This is a genomic window from Komagataeibacter sp. FXV3, from assembly GCF_015155755.1.
GTDB lineage: Bacteria > Pseudomonadota > Alphaproteobacteria > Acetobacterales > Acetobacteraceae > Komagataeibacter.
This window is the reverse complement of sequence record NZ_VWPI01000067.1, coordinates 20,408-38,321: the sequence shown is the minus strand read 5'-3', so window position 1 is coordinate 38,321 and position 17,914 is coordinate 20,408. Positions and strand designations below refer to the sequence as shown.

Here is a 17,914-nt window from a genome sequence, read left to right as displayed (position 1 = left end):
CAGATGAGCGACGTAACCCTTCGTAGTGATACGGACATTCCCGACAGCATGCTGCCGGAGGACCATGATGGTGAGGTCAAGCGCCATGTGGTGGAAATTGATTCCCATGCGCTGAACTTCGGTCCCCAGCATCCTTCCGCCCACGGTGTGTTGCGGCTGGTTCTGGAAATGGAGGGCGAGGTCGTCGCCCGCGCCATTCCCCATGTCGGCCTGCTGCATCGTGGCACGGAAAAGCTGATCGAATACAAGACGTATCCCAAGGCGCTGCCGTATTTCGACCGCCTCGATTACGTCTCGCCCATGTGTGAGGAGCAGGCCTTCGCGCTGGCGGTGGAAAAGCTGCTGAATATCGAGGCCCCGGAACGCGCCAAATGGATCCGGGTCATGTTTGCCGAGATCACGCGCATCCTGAACCATATCCTCAACCTGACCTCCTTCGGGCTGGACTGCGGCGCGCTGACACCCGCGCTGTGGGGATATGAGGAACGCGAAAAGCTGATCGAGTTCTATGAAGCCGCATCCGGCGCGCGCTTCCATGCCAATTACGTTCGCCCCGGTGGCGTGGCGCGCGATCTGCCTGCGGGACTGGAGGAACGTATTGCCGACTGGGCGCGGACCTTCCCCAGATGGATTGATGACCTTGAATCACTGCTGACCAGTAACCGCATCTGGAAACAGCGCACGGTGGGCATCGGTGTTTTCACCACCGAACAGGCGCTGGCCTGGGGTTTCAGCGGCCCGTGCCTGCGGGCATCGGGCGTGCCATGGGACCTGCGCCGCAGCCAGCCTTACGACAATTACGACAAGGTTGAATTCAACGTGCCCGTGGGCCGTCAGGGCGACTGTTATGATCGCTACCTGATACGCGTCGCCGAAATGCGCGAGAGCGTGAAGATCATCAACCAGTGCCTGGAACAGATCCGCCCCGGCCCGGTCAAGATACGCGACCACAAGATCACGCCCCCGCCGCGCCGCGAAATGAAGCGGTCGATGGAAGCGCTGATCCATCACTTCAAGCTGTTTACCGAAGGCTACCACGTACCACCGGGTGCGACCTACACCGTGACCGAAACGCCCAAGGGGGAATTCGGGGTGTATCTGGTGGCTGATGGCAGCAACCGGCCGTATCGCTGCAAGATCCGGCCCACGGGTTTTTCCCATCTCCAGGCAATCGACGAGATGTCGCGCCGGCACATGCTGGCGGATGCCGTGGCCATTATCGGGTCGCTCGATCTGGTATTTGGCGAGATTGACAGGTGACCGACATGTCCGTCCAGCCCAACGCGCCTGAGGGCGTGGAACCCACCCATTTTGAATTCGACCACGAGAGCGAACAGCAGATTGCGACCGTTCTTGCCAAATATCCGCCCGAGCGGAAGGCAAGCGGCGTGCTGCCGCTGCTGTATGTGGTGCAGAAGCAGATGGGCCGCCAGACCGGCAGCGCGTGGATCCCCCGCGTGGCCATGGATGTCGTGGCCGAACGTCTGGAAATGGCCCCGATCCGGGTATACGAGGTCGCGACCTTCTACCTCATGTTCAACACCAAGCCGATCGGCCGGTACCACCTGCAGGTCTGCACCACCACGTCGTGCTGGCTGCGTGGGTCGGATGACGTGACGGCGGCGTGCAAGGCGGCGACGGGCATCAAGGCGTTTGGCGAGACCAGCGCCGACGGCCTGTTCACCCTGACCGAGGTCGAATGCCTGGGTGCGTGCGCCAATGCCCCGATCCTGCAGGTTGATGATGATTACTACGAAGATCTGGACGGCCCGCGTACCGAGGAACTGATTGCCGCACTCAGGCGCGGTGAACGTCCCAGGCCCGGCCCCACCATCGACCGCCTGAACGCCGCCCCCGCCGGTGGGCGCAAGGTGCTGGTGGATGACGTGGCGCGCAAGCCGCAGGGGCAGGGGTAGAGAACATGTTGCAGGACAAGGACCGTATCTTCACCAACCTGTATGGCCAGAACGACTGGACGCTGGCCGGTGCCCGCGCACGCGGTGACTGGGACGGCACGGCCGACATACTGGCGCGCGGGCGTGACGCCATCATCAGCGAGATGAAGGCATCCGGCCTGCGCGGGCGCGGTGGCGCGGGTTTCCCCACCGGCGTCAAATGGTCGTTCATGCCCAGGAAGAATGACGGGCGGCCGCATTACCTCGTCATCAATGGTGACGAGTCAGAACCCGGCACCTGCAAGGACCGCGAGATCCTGCGCCATGACCCGCACAAGCTGGTGGAAAGCGCGCTGATCGCTTCCTTCGCCATGGGGGCGCATGCGGCCTACATCTACATCCGTGGCGAGTTCTATAACGAGGCCATGCACCTGCAGCACGCCATTGACGAGGCGTATGCGGCGGGCCTGATCGGAAAGAATGCCTGCGGGTCGGGCTGGGATTTCGACTTCTACATCCACCGTGGCGCGGGTGCGTATATATGCGGTGAGGAAACCGCCCTGCTGGAAAGCCTGGAGGGCAAGAAGGGCCAGCCGCGCATGAAGCCGCCTTTCCCGGCGGCGATGGGCCTGTATGGCTGCCCCACCACGGTCAACAACGTGGAAAGCATTGCCGTTTCCGCCACCATCCTGCGCCGGGGGGCGGCATGGTTTTCGGGACTGGGGCGGCCCAATAACGCGGGCACCAAGCTCATGGCCATATCGGGTCACGTCAACACGCCCTGCGTGTTTGAAGAAGAGCTGGGTGTCCCGATGAAGGAACTGATCGAAAAGCACGGCGGTGGCGTGCGCGGCGGGTGGGACAACCTGCTGGCGGTCATTCCCGGCGGCTGTTCGGTGCCCATGCTGCCGCGTGACGTGTGCGATACCGTGCTGATGGATTACGACAGCCTGCGCGCCGAAGGTTCGGGCCTTGGCACCGGCTGCATGATCGTGATGGACAGATCCACCGACATCATCGCCGCGATCGCCCGGTTCTCGAAATTCTTCAAACATGAAAGCTGCGGCCAGTGCACCCCATGCCGCGAGGGCACGGGATGGATGATGCGCATCATGGAACGCATGGTCGAAGGTCGCGCCGAAATCGAGGAAATCGACATGCTGGAACAGGTCACCCGGCAGGTGGAAGGGCACACCATCTGCGCGCTGGGTGATGCGGCGGCGTGGCCGATACAGGGGCTGATCCGCAGGTTCCGGCCCGTCATGGAAGAACGCATCCATGCCTACAAGGCCGCCCATGGCGGCACGCGGCCCGTGCAGGTGCCCGTGGGCCTGGTTGAAGCTGCGGAGTAGGAACAGTGGTAAAAGTAACCGTTGACGGTATTCCGGTGGAAGTCGCGGCAGGTTCCTCCGCGCTGCAGGCGTGTGAGGCGGCGGGCAAGGAAATCCCGCGTTTCTGTTATCATGAACGCCTGTCGGTGGCGGGCAACTGCCGGATGTGCCTGGTTGAAGTGGCGGGCGGGCGCAAGCCGGTCGCCTCATGCGGCTTCCCCATAGGGGAGGGGATGCAGATCTTCACCGATACCGAGGTCGTGCGCCGCGCCCGCCGCGCGGTGATGGAATTCCTGCTGATCAATCATCCGCTGGACTGTCCCATCTGTGACCAGGGCGGTGAATGCGACCTGCAGGATCAGGCCTTCGGTTATGGCGCGGACCATTCCCGCTACCGTGAAAACAAGCGCGCGGTAACCGACAAGTATCTTGGCCCATTGGTCAAGACGGTCATGACGCGCTGCATCCAGTGCACGCGCTGCATCCGCTTTTCGACCGAAATCGCGGGCGTGCCCGAACTGGGCGGCATTTCACGTGGCGAAAACCTCGAGATCACCAATTATGTTGAAAAGGCCCTGACATCCGAACTGTCGGGCAACCTGATCGACATCTGTCCCGTGGGCGCGCTGACATCGCAGCCTTATGCGTTCACCGCCCGTTCATGGGAACTCAAGCGCACGGATTCCATCGATGTGTGTGACGCGGTGGGAACCAATATCGTCATGCATGCACGTGGGGCGGCGGTGCTGCGCATCGTGCCGCGCATCAATGACGAAGTGAACGAGGAATGGCTGTCGGACAAGGGACGGTTCGTGGTCGATGGCTTCCGCCGCCGCCGCCTTGACCGGCCATGGGTGCGGGTGGATGGCAGGTTGCAGCCCGCAAGCTGGCAGGATGCCTTTTCCACCATCGCGATGCGTCTGAAGAACGTGCCGGGCGAACGCATTGGCGCGATTGCAGGCGACATGTGCGATGCCGAAAGCATGATGGCGCTGAAGGACCTGATGGAAACGCTGGGGTCGGGCAATATCGACTGTCGGCAGGACGGGGCGAAATACGACACGTCACGCCGTGACTTCTACACATTCAATACGGGCATTACCGGCATAGAGGACGCGGACGCGCTGCTGATCGTGGGATCTGTCCCGCGGCAGGAAGCGCCCGTGCTGAATGCGCGCATCCGCAAGCGCTTCCTTGCCGCCGGGCGCGGTGGCTTTCCCATCGCCATGATCGGCGCGCCCAATGCCGACCCGACCTATGCGGCCGAGGTGCTGGGCGCAGGCCCCGACACGCTGGCGGACCTGGCGGATGGTAAACTGCCTTTTGCCGATGCACTGAAAAACGCGAAAAAACCCATGATCATTGTCGGCCACGGCGCGCTGACGCGTCCCGACGGGCAGGCGATTGCAAAGGCATGCTGGGACCTAGCGACGCAGGTGGGGGCCATGACGCCCGACTGGCATGGCTTCAACGTGCTGCACACGGCGGCCAGTCGTGTCGCGGGGCTGGATCTTGGTCTTGTGCCCGCGCCGAAGGGCCGTGACGTGGCGGGCATGCTGGATGGCGGGGTGGACGTGCTGTGGCTGCTGGGCGCGGATGAATTCGCGACCGACCGCATCGGGCCGGAAACCTTTGTCGTCTATCAGGGCCACCATGGCGACGCGGGCGCGGCGCGGGCGGATGTCATCCTGCCCGGCACGCTGTATGCCGAAAAGCCCGGCACCTACACCAATACCGAAGGGCGGGTGCAGGAAGCGTTCCGCGCTGTCATGCCGCCGGGGGATGCGCGGGAAGACTGGCGCATCCTGCGCGCCTTTTCCGAAGTGGTGGGGCGCAAGCTGCCCTATGACACAATCGAGGCCCTGCGTGCGCGCATGATGCGGGCCAGCCCGGTATTCGGGGCGCAGTGGGCGCGTCATGCCACGGCCGACACCACGCCGCCACAGGCGGGTGCCGTGGCCATGTCCAGTGACCCGTTCCACCCGGTCATTGCCGATTATTACCTGACCCATGCCGTGTGCCGCGCCAGTCCCACCATGGAAACCTGTTCGGGGATTTACGTGCACCCTGCAAACCAGGCGGCGGAGTAGGATCATGGCGGATTTCTTCTTTCACACCATGCCGGGCCAGCTTGTGCTGATCGTGCTGGAAACGCTGGCGGTGCTGGTGCCGCTGCTGCTGGGGGTTGCGTACCTGACGCTGGCCGAACGCAAGGTGATGGCCGCCATGCAGCTGCGCAAGGGGCCGAACGTGAACGGCCCGTTTGGCGTGCTGCAGGCCTTTGCCGACGCGATCAAGATGCTGACGAAGGAAACGGTGATCCCGTCAGGCGCCAACCGGATGCTGTTCCTGTTCGCGCCGTTCCTGACATTCTCGCTGGCCATGGTGGCGTGGGCGGTGATTCCCACGGGTAACGGGCTGGCCATCGCGAACATCAATGTGGGGGTGCTGTACCTGCTCGCGATTTCATCGCTGGGTGTTTATGGCATCCTGATCGCGGGGTGGGCGTCCAATTCCAAATACGCCTTCCTTGGCGGGCTGCGCTCTGCGGCACAGATGGTCTCTTACGAAGTGTCCATCGGGCTGGTGATCGTGTCGGTGCTGCTGGCGGTGGGCAGCCTCAACCTCAATGACATCGTGCTGGCGCAGCGCAACGTGTGGTTCTGCCTGCCCATGTTCCCGATGTTCATCGTCTTTTTCATCTCGGCGCTGGCCGAGACCAACCGCGCGCCATTCGACCTGCCTGAAGGCGAGAGCGAACTGGTGGCGGGCTTCTTCGTCGAATATTCGGCCCTGGCGTTCGGCCTGTTCTTCCTGGGTGAATACGCGAACATGTTCCTGATGTCGGGCATGGTCAGCATCCTGTTCCTGGGTGGCTGGCTGCCGCCGCTGGGGATCGCGCCCTTTACATGGATACCGGGGCCGCTGTGGCTGATCGCGAAGATCCTGTTCTGCCTGTTTGTCTTCATCTGGGTGCGCGCGACATTTCCCCGCTACCGCTATGACCAGCTCATGCGGCTGGGCTGGAAAGTATTCCTGCCGTTTTCGCTGGCATGGATGGTGCTGAGCGCGGGGTTCCTGATGGTAACGGGCCTTCTGCCCGGAGGAGCAGGCTGATGGGTACATTAAGCAAAGCCGCCCGTTCCATGCTTCTGTCCGAACTGGTGTCGGGCATGAGCGTGACGCTGAAGGCGTTCTTCAAGCCGAAGGCCACGATCAACTACCCTTATGAAAAGGGCGTGCTGTCGCCGCGCTTTCGGGGCGAACACGCGCTGCGTCGTTACCCCAACGGGGAAGAGCGCTGCATCGCATGCAAGCTGTGCGAGGCGACATGCCCGGCGGAAGCCATCACCATCGAGGCCGAACCGCGTGACGACGGATCCCGCCGGACCACGCGCTACGACATCGACATGACCAAGTGCATCTATTGCGGCCTGTGCGAGGAAGCTTGCCCGGTCGATGCGATTGTCGAAGGCCCGAATTATGAGTTCGCGACCGAAACCCGCGAAGAACTGATGTACGACAAGGACAAGCTCCTGGCCAATGGCGACCGCTGGGAAAGCGTTCTCGCCCGCAGGCTCGAACTTGATGCCCCGTACCGCTGACACCGCACGGCGGGCGCGGCCAAGCGCGCCCCCGCCATGCCAGCAGGAGGAAACATCCATGCTGCAGGAAGCTCACCCATGATGACCCAGATTGTCTTCTACGTTTTTGCGGCGGTTCTGGTCCTGTCCGCCACCATGGTGGTGTGCGCGCGCAACCCCGTGCATTCGGTGCTGTTCCTGATCCTTGCGTTCTTCAACGCGGCGGGGCTGTTCCTGATTGCGGGGGCCGAATTCCTCGCGATGACACTGGTGATCGTCTATGTCGGCGCGGTCGCGGTCCTGTTCCTGTTCGTGGTGATGATGCTGGATGTCAATTTCGCGCGGATGCGTGAAGGCGTGCAGCGTTACGCGCCCATTGGCGGCATGGTTGGCGGCGTGCTGCTGGTTGAACTGATCATGGCGTTCACCCACTGGCGTGTCGCCTCCAACATCGACCAGATCGGGCACCTTGTCCCGTCGTCACCCACGCGCACCAATACGGCGGCGCTCGGTGACGTGCTTTATACCCATTACATCTTCCTGTTCCAGTCCTGCGCGCTGGTGCTGCTGGTGGCGATGATCGGCGCGATCGTGCTGACGCTGCGTGACCGGCCCACCGGACGCCGCCAGAACATCGACCGCCAGCACGACCGCACGGCCGCCGACAGCCTGGAAATGCTTCAGGTCCCGCTGGGTGTGGGCGTTGCGGCACAGGGCGGTTTCCTGCGCCCGCATACATCATACGACGTGGCGGCGGTGCCGGGTACCTATGGCACGCAGGCGTGGCGCGAACAGGAAACGGAAGAAGAAACACAGACCGCGCTGGTGGTCATTGCCCCCGCGACAGGCACGAAAGGACAGGACAATGCATAGCGCGATTGAGGGGATCGGCCTTGCGCCCTACCTGAGCATTGGCGCGATCCTGCTGGTTCTGGGCGTGTTCGGCATTTTCGTGAACCGCAAGAACGTCATCATCATCCTGATGTCGATCGAACTGATCCTGCTTTCGGCCAATATCAATTTCGTGGCGTTTTCGGCTGCCACCGGCGACCTGTCGGGACAGGTGATGACCCTGTTCGTGCTGACCATCGCGGCGGCGGAATCCGCCATCGGGCTGGCCATTGTCACGGTCTATTTCCGTAATCGCGGCTCGATCGAAGTCGATGATATCACGATGATGAAGGGGTAAGGGAAATGCAGACGGCATCCTTCCTGTTTGAAGTGGCGGTGTTCGCGCCCCTTATCGGCTTCCTGGTGGCGGGCTGTTTTGGTCACCTGATGGGCGACGGGGCGGCGCGGTTCACCACCATCGGCCTCATGATCTGTTCGGCGCTGGCGGCCATTGGCGTGCTGGGGTTCGAGATGGGCGACGTGGGCACGTTTGTCGTGCCGGTGGCCGACTGGGTCCACGCGGCGGGCTTCCGGGCCGACTGGCAGCTGCGCATGGACATGCTTTCGGTCAGCGTGGTGGCCATGGTCACCGTGGTCTCGCTGCTGGTACATGTGTACAGCGTGGGCTACATGGCGCATGAGGCGCGGCCGGTTTACCGCTTCTTTTCCTACCTGTCGCTGTTTACGTTCGCCATGCTCATGCTGGTGACATCGGACAACCTGCTGCAGCTGTTCTTTGGCTGGGAAGGGGTGGGGCTGGCGAGTTACCTGCTGATTGGCTACTGGTATGACCGTCCGTCCGCCTGTGCCGCCGCGATCAAGGCGTTCGTGGTCAACCGTATTGCCGACCTGTTCTTCCTTGTCGGCATTTCGCTGATTTTCATCCGGCTGGGCAGCGTGTCGTATGACGATATTTTCGCCGCCATCCCCTACCATGTGAACGATACGTTCGTGCTGTTCGGCACGCATCCGCTGTATGAAGTCATCGCGACGCTGCTGTTCATCGGGGCGATGGGCAAGTCCGCCCAGCTGTTCCTGCACACATGGCTGCCCGATGCGATGGAGGGACCAACCCCGGTTTCCGCCCTGATCCACGCGGCGACCATGGTGACGGCGGGCATCTTTTTGATGGTGCGCATGTCGCCGCTGGTGGACCTGGCGCCGGTCACCCGCGACCTGATCGTGCTGGTTGGCGGCACCACCAGCTTTTTTGCCGCGACCGTGGGGCTGGTGCAGCCCGACATCAAGCGCACGATTGCCTATTCCACCTGTTCGCAGCTTGGTTACATGTTCGTGGCCGTTGGCGTGGGGGCGTATCAGGCATCCATGTTCCACCTGACCACGCATGCGTTCTTCAAGGCGCTATTGTTCCTTGGCGCGGGCTGCGTGATCCATGCGGTGCATGATGAACAGGACATGTTCCGCATGGGCGGGCTGTGGCGGAAGATTCCCTTCACCTATGCCGCCATGTGGATTGGCAGCCTTGCGCTGGCCGGTATCTTCCCCTTTGCCGGGTACTGGTCGAAGGATGCGATCCTTGAAGCGGCATGGATGTCAGATGGCGGCATGGGCCATTATGGCTGGGTCATGGGATGTGTCACCGCGTTCCTGACCGCGCTGTACAGCTGGCGCCTGATCTTCCTGGTGTTCCATGGCAAGCCGCGTGATGCGCACCTGCATGACGGCGCGCATGAAAGCCCGGCATCCATGATGGTGCCGGTCGGCCTGCTGTCCGTGGGCGCGGTAATTGCGGGTATCGTGCTGGAACCGTTCTATGTCGGCAGCCACCAGGCGGCGTTCTGGAACGGGGCGATTGCCGCCATTCCCGGCCATGACGTGATCGAACGCCTTGAACAGACGCCGGGCTTTATCGCACTGGTGCCGACATTCGCCGCCGTTCTGGGCATTGCCGTGGCTTATGTCTGCTATATCGCAAGCCCCGGCATTCCGGCGTCACTCGCGCGCAGCCTGCGTCCGCTTTACCTGTTCCTGCTGAACAAATGGTATTTCGACGAACTGTATGACGTGGCCATCATCCGCCCCTATCGCGCGATTGCGCGCCTGTTGTGGAAGGGCGTGGACGAGGACGTGGTCGAGGGCATACCCGAAGGGCTGGCCCGCCTGACCGCAGGCAGCGCGGGGCAGGCCGTGCGCATCCAGACCGGGTCCATGGCGGTCTATGCCTTTTCCATGCTGATCGGGCTGGTGGTGCTGCTGACCACCATGCTGTTCTTCCGCTAACCCCAGGCATGTCAGGGCCAATACCAATGAACTGGACACTTGCACTGCCCGAAATCGTGCTGGCCCTGTCGGGGCTGGTCATCCTGCTTGCCGGGGTGATGCAACGGCGCGGGCAGGCCTTTTTTTCCTGTGCGATGATGACGCTGCTGGCCCTGGTGGTCACGGGCATCCTTGTCGTGCTGTCGCCCGATGGCACCGGGTATAACCATATCTTCATCAATGACGGCTTTGCCCGTTTCATGAAGGTGCTGAGCCTGACGGGGGCAGCCCTGTCTGTGGTGCTGAGCGTGGGATATGCGCGGGAAATGGAAATCGACAAGTTCGAATTCCCTGTCCTGATCGCCTTTTCCACGCTGGGCACGATGATCATGGCGTCATCGGGCAACCTCATGACGCTGTTTGTCGGGCTGGAACTGTCCTCGCTGTCCATCTACATCCTGTGCGCCTTTGCCCGTGACCGGGTGACGGCGGCGGAAGCGGGGCTGAAGTATTTCGTGCTGGGGTCGCTGGCGTCGGGGCTGCTGCTGTATGGCATCTCGCTGGCCTACGGTTTTGCCGGGACGATGGAATATGCCGGCCTGCAGCAGGCGGTGCGTGGCAGCGCGGTGCTGCCTGCCGGGCTTATGGTGGGCATCGTGTTCGTGCTGGTGGGGCTGTGCTTCAAGCTGTCCATGGTGCCGTTCCATATGTGGACGCCCGATGTGTACCAGGGCGCGCCCACTTCGGTCACCGCCTATATGGCCGGTGCGCCCAAGATCGCGGCATTCGCCGTGCTGCTGCGCGTCATGGCCGGTCCGTTTGGCAGCATGACGCCGCAATGGCAGCTGCTGATCGAGGTCGTGTCCGCAGCCTCCATGGTATTCGGCTCGCTTGCGGCCATTCCGCAGGGGAACATCAAGCGGCTCATGGCGTATTCCTCCATCGGGCATATGGGCTACGCCATGATCGGCATGGCGGCCGGCACGGCGGAGGGCACGCGCGGCACGCTGGTCTATCTGGTGACTTACCTGTTCATGAATGTCGGCGCGTTCGCAGGCATTGTCGCCATGCGCCGCAAGGGGCGCGCGGTCAGCCGGATCAGTGACCTGTCCGGTCTGGGGCGCACCGATCCGGGCATGGCGCTGGCCATGGCGGTGTTCATGTTCTCCATGGCGGGCGCGCCGCCGCTGGCCGGGTTCTTTGGCAAGCTCATGGTGTTCTATGCCGCGATCAACGCGCATCTTTATGGCCTTGCGGCAATTGGTATCGTCAGCAGCGTGATCGGGGCGTATTACTATATCCGGATCGTCAAGATCATGTTTTTCGATGCCGCCGCCCCGGCGCTGGACCGCTCGCCTGTTTCCGTCTCGTTCGTATCGGTGGGAATGGGGCTGGTGACCACGTTCTTCGTGGTGGGGCTTGGTCCCGTTGCGACAGCAGCACAGGCGGCGGCGAGCGCATTGTTCAGGTAACGCATGACCCAGCCCGCCCTTTATCCTTCCGTTATCACGATCCCCCGTGACAATGGCCCCGCATGGCGGATGGAGGTACATGAAAGGCTGGGATCGACATCCGATCTGTGCAAGGCGCGGCTTGAGGCGGGCGAGGGGGCGGATGGTGTCGCCATCCTCGCGCTGGAACAGACGGCGGGGCGTGGCAGCCGGGGGCGTGCATGGTGTGATCCCGGTGGCAACCTTGCCCTGTCGGTCATGCTGGTGGGGCAGGGGGCTGCGGTGCCGGTGGGGCTGTGGCCGTTCATTGCCGGGCTTGCGCTGCATGACGCCGTGGCGGCCTACGTGCCCGCCGGTCATGCGCTGGAACTGAAATGGCCCAATGACCTGCTGCTTGATGGGTGCAAGATGGCCGGTATCCTGATCGAGAGCGGGATCGGGGCCGGGGTGTCATGGCAGGTGATCGGTATCGGGGCCAACCTGCTGGGCAGGCCCGATATCGCAGGCCGCACGCTGGCCTGCCTGGCGGACTGCCGGGACGATGTACCGGCAGCGCCCGAGGTGGCGCACAGGCTCCTGCACCATCTGGGCCTGTGGCTGTCGCGTTACGAAGCACATGGATTTTCCACCATCCGCACCGCATGGCTGGAACGGGGACACGCAATCGGTACCCCCATACGGGTTACGGCAGGAAACCAGCAGTTTACCGGCACGTTTGCAGGGTTGGAAGATGACGGCATCCTGTTGCTGCGCACACCTGATGGGGTGCGTCGCGTGGTGACGGGCGAGGTGCTGCTGGCCCCCGTGGAACGAGAATAATCGGTCCCGGCAAAGGAAAGAGATTTAAGTTGGCGGGATTACATGATAATCCCATGCATGATTTTATGGCGAAAGGTGTCGAGCACCGCCCACCCGACGGGGAAAGGCGATGGATGGCTCCACCCACGCCAGCAGGGCAGGCGGACCGGCGACATGCTGGCAGCCAGACAGGATCTTGGCCCCGACCGGGCTGACAACAGGGCACGAACAACGGCACGGAACGGGCGTTCCGCGGCCATTTTTCAAACACATCTGAAACCATGGTAACTGACACAGGATTTATTGATGAATGATATGACAGGCGTTTCATTCCTTCCGTTAGGCGGGACAGGCGAAATCGGCATGAACCTCAACCTGTACCGACAGGGTGAGGCATGGCTGGCGGTGGATTGCGGCATCGGCTTCAGCGGCAATGACACGCCGGAGGCGGAAATCATCCTGCCTGACCCTGTCTTCATTGCCGAACGCAAGGATGCGCTGGCCGGGCTGGTTGTCACCCACGCGCATGAAGACCATCTGGGCGCCATTGCCCATCTGTGGCCGCAGCTTGGCTGCCCGGTCTATGTCACCCCGTTTGCCGCCGCCGTGCTGCGCCGCAAGCTGGGGGAAGCCGGGCTGCTGCAACAGGTGCCCATCCATGTGATCGCCCCGGGCAGCGCCTTTACGGTCGGGCCGTTTGATCTGCGCTTCGTCTCGGTCACGCATTCGGTGCCGGAATCACAGTCGCTGGTGCTGCGCACGCCGCAGGGCATCATTGTCCATACCGGTGACTGGAAGATCGATCCCGACCCGCAGGTGGGGCCGCCGACCGACCTTGAAACCTTTGCCGAACTGGGGCGCGAGGGCGTGCTGGCCATGGTGTGCGACAGCACCAATGTCCGCACCGAAGGGCCATCCGCGTCCGAAGCCGATGTACGGCGCGAGATGACGCGCCTCATCGCCTCGCTTGAGGGGCGGATCGCGGTGACCTGCTTCGCCAGTAACGTCGCCCGCGTGGAAACGCTGGCCATGGCGGCAAAGGCCGCGGGCCGTCGCGTGGCCGTGGTCGGGCGCAGCCTGCGCAACCTGGAGGTCGCGGCGCGTGAATGTGGCTACCTGTCGGATGTGCCGCACTTCCTGTCGGAACAGGACGCCAATTCCATCCCTGACAACCAGATCCTGCTGATCGTGACCGGCAGTCAGGGCGAACCCCGTTCCGCCCTGTCGCGCATCGCGGCCGACACCCACCCCAACATCGCGCTGGGTGAGGGCGATACGGTCATCTACAGCAGCCGCATGATTCCCGGTAACGAACAGGCCGTGATACAGGTGCAGGATAGCCTGACTCGCCGCGGCGTGCACGTGATTACCGACAAGGACCATCTGGTGCACGTATCGGGCCATGCCACGGGTGGTGACGTGCGTAAGCTGTATGACCTCGTGCGCCCGCGTTTCCTGATCCCGGTGCATGGCGAATGGCGTCACCTGACCGCCAATGCCGCCATTGCGCAGGAACTGAATATCGAACCCGTGCTGCTGGAAGATGGCGATATCCTCGACATCCGCGCCGATGGGGTCGAAATTGGCGATACTGCTCCCACCGGGCGGCTGGTGCTGGATGGCGGGCGTATCCTGCCCATGAATGGCGGCGTGCTGTCGGCGCGGCGGCGGATGCTGTTCAACGGCATGGTGCTGGGCAGTTTCGCGGTGGATGACGAGGGCTACCTGATCGGGGACCCGAAGGTCAGCGCGCCCGGCCTGCTGGATGCCGAAGATCCCGAAACGCAGCGCGTGACCGAGGAATTCGGTAATGCGCTGGACGAAATCCCCGATGAACTGCGTGAAAACGACGCGACCTTCCGCGAAGCGGCCAAGACCGCCCTGCGCCGTGCGCTGGGCCGCAAGCTGCAGAAGCGTCCGCTGGTGGATGTGCACCTGCTGCGGGTGTAGTTGATAAAAGTTTCTGGGTGCCGCTTTTTTTAAAAGGCGGCGTTTCCTTAAGCTTTTTGAAAACAGCTTCCCCGAAAACTTTTTTAATTACCTTCGGGGCGTTTCACAGACCGCAAATGATTATGGCAGGGAACGGATGGACCGTTTCCTGCCATTATTTTTTTGGTACGTTTTCCCTAAACCCGGCGTCTCGTGTGCAACCAGATTTGCCTGCGCAGCTTAGCCCCGGCACGGGCTTGCCGCCATGCCCCCTCACGTGGATGTTTACGCACTTACGGCCTTTGCGCATCACGCTTCGGTGTGGCGCGGGGGGATATCACGCACATGCCCCATTCCACGGGCGTTGTGATTGGTCTAGGGTCCGCTGCATTATCGGTTCTCATACTTCAAGGTTCATACGGATATGCGTCTGTCCCGCAGTTTTCTGCCGACCCTCAAGGAAAATCCGGCCGAGGCCCAGATCACGTCACACCGGCTCATGCTGCGTGCGGGCATGATTCGCCAGACGGCGGCAGGCATCTATGCCTGGCTGCCAGCCGGCCTGCGGGTGCTGCGCCATATCGCGAATATCGTGCGCCAAGAACAGGACGCCGTGGGCGCGCAGGAACTGCTGATGCCCACCATGCAATCCGCCGACCTGTGGAAGCGTTCGGGCCGGTATGACGCCTATGGGCCGGAAATGCTGCGCATCCGTGACCGGCATGAACGCGACATGCTGTTTGGGCCGACCAACGAGGAAATGATTACCGACCTGTTCGGTCAGGCGGTCAAATCCTACAAGGAACTGCCGCAGGTGCTGTACCAGATCCAGTGGAAGTTCCGTGACGAGGTCCGCCCCCGCTTTGGCGTGATGCGCGGGCGCGAGTTCTACATGAAGGACGCCTACAGCTTCGATCTTGACCACGATTCCGCGGTCGATACCTATCGCCGCATGATGCTGGCCTATCTGCGCACGTTCCAGCGCCTGGGCGTGCGTGCGATCCCGATGCGCGCCGATACCGGGCCGATCGGTGGCGAACTGAGCCACGAATTCCTGATCCTGGCCCCCACGGGGGAAAGCGGCGTGTTCTTTGACAGCGCGCTGGAGGACCAGGACTGGCTGGGCGAAAATGTTGACCTTAACGACCGCGCGTCGCTTGAAAAGTTCTTTACCGGCATGACGTCGTTCTATGCCGCGACGGACGAGATGCATGATGCGGAGGCATGGGCAAAGGTGCCAGCCGAGCGCCAGCGCGAGGGGCGTGGCATCGAGGTCGGGCATATCTTCAACTTCGGGCGCAAATATACCCAGTCCATGGATATCGCCGTAAGCGGTCCCGACGGTGCGCCGCTATATCCGGAAATGGGGTCGTATGGCATTGGCGTCTCGCGCCTTGTCGCCGCGATCATCGAAGCCAGCCATGATGACAACGGCATTATCTGGCCTGCATCCGTAGCCCCTTTCCGGGCCGCCATCATCAACCTGAAGAATGGTGATGCGCAGTGCGACGCCATCTGTGAAAAGCTGTATGCGGCAGCGCCTGATGACCTGCTGTACGATGACCGTGCCGAACGTGCGGGCGCAAAGTTTGCCGATGCCGATTTGCTGGGCCATCCATGGCAGCTGATCGTGGGCCCGCGCGGGGCGAAGGATGGCAAGGTGGAAGTGAAAAACCGTCATACCGGTGAACGCACCGAGGAAACGGTCGAGGCCGCCCTGACCCTTATCGCGAAAATACGCGGCTGATGTTTGGTCCCTTCGAGCGGATGGTCGCCGGGCGTTACCTGCATGCCCGGCGGGGGGAACGGTTCGTTTCCGTCATCGCGATCTTCTCGCTTGTGGGGATCGCGCTGGGTGTCGCCACGCTGATCATCGTCATGTCGGTCATGAACGGGTTCAAGGCTGACCTGCTGGGCCGTATCCTCGGGCTGAATGGCGATCTCAGCGTATTCGGCGTGACACGTACCATCAGCGATTATGATGACGTGGCCGGGCGCGTGCGTAAGGTGCCGGGCGTTGTGACGGCAGCACCTCTGGTGGAATCGCAGGTGCTGCTCAATTCCGGCAGCTACAATGCGGGCGGGCTGGTGCGCGGCATGACGCGGGCCGACCTGCAGGCGCTGCATGAGGTCAGCGATAACCTTGTCGCCGGTTCCATGGACGATTTTGGTGGTGATGACACCATCATCGTCGGCACCACGCTGGCGGAACGCGCGGGGCTGACGGTGGGCGGCAGGCTGACGCTGGTCTCGCCGCAGGGGGCGGCAACCGCATTCGGCACCATGCCGCGCGTGCGCGCCTATCGCGTAGTGGGCATATTCGATGCCGGGGTGAATGACTATAATGCCAGCTACGTGTTCCTGCCGCTGCATGCGGCACAGGTATATTTCCAGCTACCGGGACAGGTGACGCAGGTGCAGGTCATGACCCGGGACGCGGAAAACGTCGGCCCCATCCGTCAGGCGATCGAGAAGGTCATGGATGGCAATGTGCGCGTCATGGACTGGACGCAGAGCAACAATGCCTTTTTCGGCGCGGTGCAGGTGGAACAGAACGTGATGTTCCTGATCCTGACGCTGATTATCCTTGTCGCCGCCTTCAACGTGATTTCGTCGCTGATCATGATGGTCAAGGACAAGAGTGCCGATATCGCTGTGCTGCGCACGCTGGGGGCGACGCGCGGGGCGATCATGCGCATCTTCCTCATGTGCGGGGCGTCGGTGGGGGTGACGGGCACGTTTGTGGGAACCGGGCTTGGCATCGTGTTCTGCCTGAATATCGAACATATCCGCCAGCTTCTGCAGCGCATTACCGGCACCAACCTGTTCAATCCCGAGGTCTATTACCTTGAACACCTGCCCGCCAGGCTGATCTGGTCGCAGGTGATCGAGGTGATCGTGATGGCGCTGGTGCTGTCGCTGCTGGCGACGCTGTATCCGTCATGGAGGGCGGCAAAAACCGACCCGGTGGAGGCCCTGCGCCATGAGTGACGCCCTAGACAATGCCCCGTCGCTGCGCATGGATGGCGTGGCGCGCCGTTACATCAGTGGTGAGGAAACGCTGGATGTGCTGCGTGGCGTGGACCTGACGCTGCACCCCGGTGAGATCGTGGCCCTTGTCGCCCCTTCGGGCACCGGCAAGTCCACGCTGTTGCATCTGGCGGGCCTGCTGGAAAAGCCGGATGCGGGTTGCGTCATGGTGGCGGGGCAGGACGCGGGCGCGCTGACGGATGCGCAGCGTACCCAGATCCGGCGCGACCGGATCGGGTTCGTGTACCAGTTCCATCACCTGCTGGCCGAATTCAGCGCGCGTGAAAACGTCATGCTGCCGCAGATGATCGCGGGTGTCGCGCGCAAGGCGGCGCGTGCACGGGCGGACGAACTGCTGTCCATTTTCGGGCTGGGGCACCGGCTGGATCATCTGCCGGGCAAGCTGTCGGGGGGGGAGAAGCAGCGCGTGGCCATTGCCCGCGCGCTGGCCAACCGCCCGCATGTCCTGCTGGCGGATGAACCGACGGGCAATCTGGACGTGCATACGTCTGACGCAGTGTTTGACGCGCTACTGGAAACCGTGCGGGCCCATGGGGTCGCTGCCCTGATCGCAACCCATAACATGGACCTTGCCCGCCGTATGGACCGCATCGTGACCCTGCGTGACGGGCTGGTTGTGCCGGTGGTACCCGCCACCTGAAAAAACGCCAGAAAGTTTTTGGTGAAGCTTTTTTCAAAAAGATTCAGGGAACGCTGCCTTTTTGAAAAAAGGGAACACCCAAAAACTTTTGTTATTTTTCAGGGATAACAGGCTGGCCCTGCGC

At 62.4% G+C, this 17,914-nt stretch carries 15 protein-coding genes; all 15 read left to right on the top strand.

All coding sequences use genetic code 11. The features are described from left to right. The first annotated feature begins 3 nt into the window (after window positions 1-3). The 15 genes from F1542_RS06675 (at window position 4) to F1542_RS06605 (ending at window position 17,790) form a co-directional block, all read left to right on the top strand. Window positions 4-1,260: an NADH-quinone oxidoreductase subunit D gene (locus tag F1542_RS06675; RefSeq protein WP_193732356.1), complete on the top strand. Its 1,257-nt coding sequence runs from the start codon at window positions 4-6 to the stop codon at window positions 1,258-1,260. Between the two features lie 5 nt (window positions 1,261-1,265). Next, complete coding sequence (locus tag F1542_RS06670) at window positions 1,266-1,916, top strand: NAD(P)H-dependent oxidoreductase subunit E (protein WP_193732355.1); 651 nt, start codon at window positions 1,266-1,268, stop codon at window positions 1,914-1,916. Between the two features lie 5 nt (window positions 1,917-1,921). After that, window positions 1,922-3,247, top strand: a complete 1,326-nt coding sequence (gene nuoF, locus F1542_RS06665; RefSeq protein WP_193732354.1) for an NADH-quinone oxidoreductase subunit NuoF — start codon at window positions 1,922-1,924, stop codon at window positions 3,245-3,247. Window positions 3,248-3,252: 5 nt separating this feature from the next. Beyond that, a complete protein-coding gene (gene nuoG, locus F1542_RS06660; RefSeq protein ID WP_193732353.1) occupies window positions 3,253-5,316 on the top strand; it encodes an NADH-quinone oxidoreductase subunit NuoG in 2,064 nt (687 codons plus the stop codon). Window positions 5,317-5,320: 4 nt separating this feature from the next. Next, window positions 5,321-6,343, top strand: a complete 1,023-nt coding sequence (nuoH, locus tag F1542_RS06655; protein WP_193732352.1) for an NADH-quinone oxidoreductase subunit NuoH — start codon at window positions 5,321-5,323, stop codon at window positions 6,341-6,343. Continuing rightward, window positions 6,343-6,831 carry an NADH-quinone oxidoreductase subunit NuoI gene (nuoI, locus tag F1542_RS06650; RefSeq protein ID WP_010506357.1) on the top strand — a complete coding sequence of 163 codons (489 nt, stop codon included), beginning with the start codon at window positions 6,343-6,345 and terminating at the stop codon, window positions 6,829-6,831. The genes nuoH and nuoI overlap by 1 nt, the downstream gene beginning before the upstream one ends. Window positions 6,832-6,909: 78 nt before the next feature. Beyond that, complete coding sequence (locus tag F1542_RS06645; RefSeq protein ID WP_193732351.1) at window positions 6,910-7,683, top strand: NADH-quinone oxidoreductase subunit J; 774 nt, start codon at window positions 6,910-6,912, stop codon at window positions 7,681-7,683. Continuing rightward, entirely contained in the window at window positions 7,676-7,999 is a 324-nt protein-coding gene (nuoK, locus tag F1542_RS06640) for an NADH-quinone oxidoreductase subunit NuoK (RefSeq protein ID WP_010506353.1), read from the top strand. Before F1542_RS06645 ends, nuoK begins: the two co-directional genes overlap by 8 nt. A gap of 5 nt (window positions 8,000-8,004) precedes the next feature. Then, window positions 8,005-9,942 (top strand): NADH-quinone oxidoreductase subunit L, encoded by a 1,938-nt coding sequence (gene nuoL, locus F1542_RS06635; protein WP_193732350.1) that lies wholly within the window; start codon window positions 8,005-8,007, stop codon window positions 9,940-9,942. 26 nt (window positions 9,943-9,968) lie between these two features. Further along, entirely contained in the window at window positions 9,969-11,393 is a 1,425-nt protein-coding gene (nuoN, locus tag F1542_RS06630; RefSeq protein WP_193732349.1) for an NADH-quinone oxidoreductase subunit NuoN, read from the top strand. Between the two features lie 3 nt (window positions 11,394-11,396). After that, window positions 11,397-12,191 carry a biotin--[acetyl-CoA-carboxylase] ligase gene (locus F1542_RS06625; protein WP_193732348.1) on the top strand — a complete coding sequence of 265 codons (795 nt, stop codon included), beginning with the start codon at window positions 11,397-11,399 and terminating at the stop codon, window positions 12,189-12,191. Window positions 12,192-12,476: 285 nt separating this feature from the next. Beyond that, complete coding sequence (locus tag F1542_RS06620) at window positions 12,477-14,120, top strand: ribonuclease J (protein ID WP_193732347.1); 1,644 nt, start codon at window positions 12,477-12,479, stop codon at window positions 14,118-14,120. Window positions 14,121-14,523: 403 nt separating this feature from the next. Beyond that, entirely contained in the window at window positions 14,524-15,846 is a 1,323-nt protein-coding gene (gene proS, locus F1542_RS06615; protein ID WP_193732346.1) for a proline--tRNA ligase, read from the top strand. Continuing rightward, window positions 15,846-17,090, top strand: a complete 1,245-nt coding sequence (locus F1542_RS06610; protein ID WP_193732345.1) for a lipoprotein-releasing ABC transporter permease subunit — start codon at window positions 15,846-15,848, stop codon at window positions 17,088-17,090. The genes proS and F1542_RS06610 overlap by 1 nt, the downstream gene beginning before the upstream one ends. Continuing rightward, complete coding sequence (locus tag F1542_RS06605) at window positions 17,083-17,790, top strand: ABC transporter ATP-binding protein (protein ID WP_193732344.1); 708 nt, start codon at window positions 17,083-17,085, stop codon at window positions 17,788-17,790. The genes F1542_RS06610 and F1542_RS06605 overlap by 8 nt, the downstream gene beginning before the upstream one ends. Window positions 17,791-17,914: the final 124 nt, after the last annotated feature.

Coding starts and splice junctions, on each gene's coding strand:
- F1542_RS06605 (WP_193732344.1), top strand. CDS start 17,083: ATGAGTGACGCCCTAGACAATGCCCCGTCGCTGCGCATGGATGGCGTG.
- F1542_RS06625 (WP_193732348.1), top strand. CDS start 11,397: ATGACCCAGCCCGCCCTTTATCCTTCCGTTATCACGATCCCCCGTGAC.
- F1542_RS06610 (WP_193732345.1), top strand. CDS start 15,846: ATGTTTGGTCCCTTCGAGCGGATGGTCGCCGGGCGTTACCTGCATGCC.
- nuoI (WP_010506357.1), top strand. CDS start 6,343: ATGGGTACATTAAGCAAAGCCGCCCGTTCCATGCTTCTGTCCGAACTG.
- nuoH (WP_193732352.1), top strand. CDS start 5,321: ATGGCGGATTTCTTCTTTCACACCATGCCGGGCCAGCTTGTGCTGATC.
- nuoN (WP_193732349.1), top strand. CDS start 9,969: ATGAACTGGACACTTGCACTGCCCGAAATCGTGCTGGCCCTGTCGGGG.
- F1542_RS06675 (WP_193732356.1), top strand. CDS start 4: ATGAGCGACGTAACCCTTCGTAGTGATACGGACATTCCCGACAGCATG.
- proS (WP_193732346.1), top strand. CDS start 14,524: ATGCGTCTGTCCCGCAGTTTTCTGCCGACCCTCAAGGAAAATCCGGCC.
- nuoF (WP_193732354.1), top strand. CDS start 1,922: ATGTTGCAGGACAAGGACCGTATCTTCACCAACCTGTATGGCCAGAAC.
- nuoK (WP_010506353.1), top strand. CDS start 7,676: ATGCATAGCGCGATTGAGGGGATCGGCCTTGCGCCCTACCTGAGCATT.
- nuoL (WP_193732350.1), top strand. CDS start 8,005: ATGCAGACGGCATCCTTCCTGTTTGAAGTGGCGGTGTTCGCGCCCCTT.
- F1542_RS06670 (WP_193732355.1), top strand. CDS start 1,266: ATGTCCGTCCAGCCCAACGCGCCTGAGGGCGTGGAACCCACCCATTTT.
- F1542_RS06645 (WP_193732351.1), top strand. CDS start 6,910: ATGATGACCCAGATTGTCTTCTACGTTTTTGCGGCGGTTCTGGTCCTG.
- F1542_RS06620 (WP_193732347.1), top strand. CDS start 12,477: ATGAATGATATGACAGGCGTTTCATTCCTTCCGTTAGGCGGGACAGGC.